Annotated in this window: 2 protein-coding genes; both read right to left on the bottom strand. The window is 71.5% G+C overall.

Annotated features, from left to right (window positions below):
* Positions 1-1,823, bottom strand: a 1,823-nt coding sequence (locus tag ACFY0T_RS50195) for a type I polyketide synthase (protein WP_388885944.1), incomplete at its 3' end; no start/stop codon positions are given.
* Between the two features lie 55 nt (positions 1,824-1,878).
* A partial coding sequence (locus ACFY0T_RS50190) for an SDR family NAD(P)-dependent oxidoreductase (RefSeq protein ID WP_388885942.1) occupies positions 1,879-4,436 on the bottom strand: 2,558 nt, incomplete at its 5' end.

The raw sequence follows: 4,436 nt of genomic DNA, 5'->3' as shown, positions 1-4,436 counted from the left end.
ACCGCATCAAAGGCCTCGGCGAACACCGGGAACACGGCATACAACTCCCGCCCCATCCCCAACCGCTGAGCCCCCTGACCCGTGAACAAGAACGCCGTCAGGCCATCCGTGGCCGTGCCACGGACCACATCGGCGTGCTTCTCGCCCGCGGCGATCGCGCGGAGTGCGCTCAGCGCGGTCTCGTGGTCCGCGGCCCGGATCACGGCGCGGTGGTCCAGTGCCGAGCGGCTCGTGGCCAGGGAGTAGGTGAAGTCGAGCGCGGAGATGTCGTCGTGCTCGGTGAGGTGGTGGAGGAGACGGTCGGCCTGGGCCTTCAGGGCCTCGGCGCTGCGCCCGGAGACGAGCCAGGGCAGAGCTGTCCCCGTGGATCGGGCCGCGGACTCGGAGCGGGGGGACTCCGTGGGCTCTGTGGGCTCCGTGGGCTCCGCGAGCTCGGCTTCCGGAGCCTGTTCCACGATGACGTGGGCGTTCGTACCGCTGAGGCCGAAGGAGGAGACGCCCGCTCGGCGCGGGTTTCCGGTTTCGGGCCACGGCTGGGCCTCGGTGAGGAGGCGGACATGGCCGGCCGACCAGTCGACGTGCGTGGACGGCTCGTCGACGTGCAGGGTCTTGGGCAGCACACCATGCTGGATGGCCTGCACCATCTTGATGATGCCGCCGACGCCGGAAGCGGCTTGGGCGTGGCCGATGTTGGACTTCAGGGAGCCGAGCCACAGCGGTCGGTCCTCCGCCCGGGCCTTGCCGTACGTCGCCAGCAGCGCCTGTGCCTCGATCGGATCGCCCAGCGTCGTTCCCGTACCGTGCCCCTCGACGACGTCCACCTGGGCGGGGGACAGCCCGGAGTCGGCGAGTGCCTGGCGAATGACGCGCTGCTGCGAGGGGCCGTTCGGCGCGGTCAGGCCGTTGCTCGCGCCGTCCTGGTTGATCGCGCTGCCGCGCACCACGGCAAGGACGGGGTGGCCGTTCTTGCGGGCGTCCGACAGCCGCTCCAGGAGCAGCACGCCGACGCCCTCGGACCAGCCCGTGCCGTCCGCGGACTCGGCGAAGGCCTTGCAGCGGCCGTCGGTCGCGAGTCCGCGCTGGCGGCTGAAGGCGATGAACGCGGACGGTGTCGCCATCACCATGACGCCGCCGGCCAGTGCCATCGAGCACTCGCCCGACCGCAGCGCCTGCGCGGCCAGGTGGAGCGCGACCAGCGAGGACGAGCACGCCGTGTCCACGGTCAGCGCGGGCCCCTCGAGACCGAGGGTGTAGGCGACCCGGCCGGAGATCACGGCTCCCGAGTTGGCCGTGGTCATGTAGGCCTCGGCGATCTCGGGCACCGCGTCCAGCAGATACTCGTACTCCTGGATGCCCGAACCGGCGAACACGCCGACATCGGAGCCGCGCAGGGAGTGCGGGTCGATGCCGGCCCGCTCGATGGCCTCCCAGCACACCTCGAGCATCAGCCGCTGCTGTGGGTCGGTGGCCAGTGCCTCCTTCGGGCTGATGCCGAAGAAGTCCGCGTCGAAGTCGCCGACGTCACGGACGAATCCGCCCTGGTGGACATAGCTGGAGCCGGCCTGGTCCGGGGTGTCGGCATGCAGTCGTTCGAGGTTCCAGCCGCGGTCGGTCGGCAGTTCCGAGATGGCGTCGCCGCCTTCGGCGACGAGTTGCCACAGGTCCTCCGGAGAGGACACCCCTCCCGGGTAGCGGCAGCTCATCGCCACGATCGCGAGGGGCTCCTGTTCCTCGCTCTCGACCTCCTGGAGCCGACGGCGGGTCTGGTGCAGGTCCGCCGTGACCCGCTTGAGGTAGTCCAGGAGCTTCTGGTCGTTCTGCATGTCTGTCCCACGCGTCCCTTGGTCCGAAAGCCGTGTGCGCGCTCAGCCGGGCGCGTCAGGCGAGGCCGAGTTCCTTGTCGATGAAGTCGAAGACGTCGTCCGCCGAGGCGGATTCGAGCTTGTTCTCCACGTCCGAGCCGTCGGTGCTGCCGAGGGTCTCGTTGAGCTTGGCCAGCAGTGTCTGAAGCCGGCCGGTGATCCTGCTGCTCTCGATCTCCTCCGCGCCGAGTGCCGAGACCGCTTCTTCCAGGCGGTCCAGTTCGGCGAGTGCGGGCAGGACCCCGTCGCCGTCGTCCGGGCAGAGTTCCGAGCGCAGATAGTCGGCGAGCGCCACCGGGCTCGCGTAGTCGAAGATCATGCTGGTGGGCAGTTTCCTGCCCGTTGCCTTGGAGAGCCGGGTGCGCAGGTCGACCGCCGCGACGGAGTCGAATCCGAGGTCGTCGAAGGCACGCGTGGGCTGCAGGTCCGTCGGACTGTCGTAGCCCAGCAGGTCGGCGGCGTGGGTGCGGACGAGGGTGAGCAGGGTCCGGCGCTGTTCGGCCTCCGGCATCTTGGCCAGCCGCTGCGCGAGCGCCGAGCCGCCGGACGACTCGGTGTCGTCCTCGCCTTCCAGGAGGGTGCGCACCTCGGGCAGGCCGTCGAGCAGGGGCCGCGGGCGCGACAGCGTATAGGTGGGTGCGAACCTGGACCAGTCGAACTCGGCCACGACGAGATGCTCCTCGCCCTCCCCGAGGATCTGCCGCAGTGCGGTGACCGCCCGTTCCGGCGCCATGGCGGGTACTCCGATGCGCTGGACGATCTCGCGCAGTTCGGCGTCGACCATGCCGCTGTCCCAGGTGCCCCAGGCGATCGACGTCGCCGCCCGGCCACGCGCCCGGCGCCGGACGGCGAGACCGTCCAGGAAGGCACTGGCGCTGCCGTAGGCGCTCTGCCCGAAGCTGCCCCAGACGGCGGCGCCGGAGGAGAAGACGACGAAGGCGTCGAGGGGGGTGTCGGCCAGCAGTTCGTCGAGGTTCACGGCACCGGTGATCTTGGCGTGGCCGACCTCCGCGAACTCCTCCAGCGTGAGCTCCGACAGTTGCGCGAGGCGCTGCGGCACCCCGGCCGCGTGCACGACCGCGGTCAGTGGCTGTTCGGCGGGGAGCGAGTCGAGCAGTCGGCGCAGTGCTTCCCGGTCGGCGACGTCGCAGGCTTCTACGGTCACCCGGCTACCGAGGGCACTCAGTTCCTCGGCCAGTTGCTCGACGCCGTCCGCCGCGCGGCCGCGGCGGCTGGTGAGCACCAGGTGCTCGGCGCCCTCGGTCGCCAGCATCCTGGCCACATGGGCGCCCAGTCCGCCGGTGCCGCCGGTGATCAGGGTCGTCCCACGGGGGCTCCAGCGGCTTTGCGCGGTGCCCCGCCCGGACGCCGTACCCGCGTCGGCGGGGGCACGGAACATGCGACGGCCGTGAACTCCGCCGGTCCGGACGGCCAGATGGTCCTCGCCGTGGGTCGCGGCGAGGACATCGCAGAGTCGCTGCACGGCCCGTTCATCGGCGTCCGGGAGCAGATCGACCACGCCGCCCCAGGTGTCGGGGGTGTCGAGGGCCAGGCTGGTGCCCAGGCCCCACAGCGCGGTCTGGAAGGGGTCGGTGAGTTCCCCGGGGGCGTCGACGGCGACGGCGCCCGAGGTCAGGCACCACAGCCGCGCGGTGACCGCGGCGTCGGTCAGTGCCTGGACGAGCGTCACGGTGCCGGCGCCACCGCGGGACAACGCGGGGTGGCGCGGGTGGGGGCGGTTGTCGAGCGCGAGCAGCGAGAGGACACCGGCCGGGGGGCGTACGGCCGTCCGCTCCCTCAGTGTCTCGGTGAGCCTGTGGCGGTCCTCGTGGTCGACCTCGATGAGTGAGGTCTCCACCCCGCGGGCGGCGAGGCCCTTCAAGACGGACGAGATCAGCGGCGAGTCGCCGTGGTGAGCCGGTACCACCACCAGCCAGGGGCCGCTCAGCGGCGTGGTGGCCGGGTCCGGGAGCAACTGCCAGCCCAGTCGGTAGCGCCAGGAGTCGATGACGGAGTGCTCGCGCTGCTTGCGGCGCCATGCCGACAGAGCGGGCAGCACTCCCTCGAGGGCGGGCTCGTCGACGCCGAGCCGCTCGGCGAGCGCCGCCCCGTCCTCGCTCTCGACCGCTTCCCAGAAGGCCGCGTCTGCCGGATCGCCACCGTGCGTGCCGACGGCCGCCGGGGTGCCTTCCTCTTCGTCGAGTGACATCCAGTAGCGGCGGCGCTGGAAGGCGTAGGTCGGCAGCGTGACGCGCCGGGGGCCGAGACCGTCGTAGAACGCCGACCAGTCCACCGCCGTACCACGGGTGTAGGCCAGGGCGACGGCCGAGAGGAGTTCCCGTTCCTCGTCCCGGCCGCGGCGCAGCAGGGACGCGAAGGCCACGTCCTCGTCGTCGCCCAGGCACTCGGCGCCCATGGGGGAAAGCGCCGCGTCCGGACCCAGTTCGATGAAGGTGCTCACGCCCCGGTCGACGAGGGTGCGAATACCGTCCGCGAACCGCACAGCCTCACGGACATGCCGCACCCAGTACTCGGGCGAACCCAGCTCCTGCGCCAACTCTCCGGTGACGTTCG

The organism is Streptomyces sp. NPDC001530 (assembly GCF_042894545.1).
Taxonomy (GTDB): Bacteria; Actinomycetota; Actinomycetes; order Streptomycetales; family Streptomycetaceae; genus Streptomyces.
This window is presented reverse-complemented; position numbering and strand designations above follow the sequence as displayed.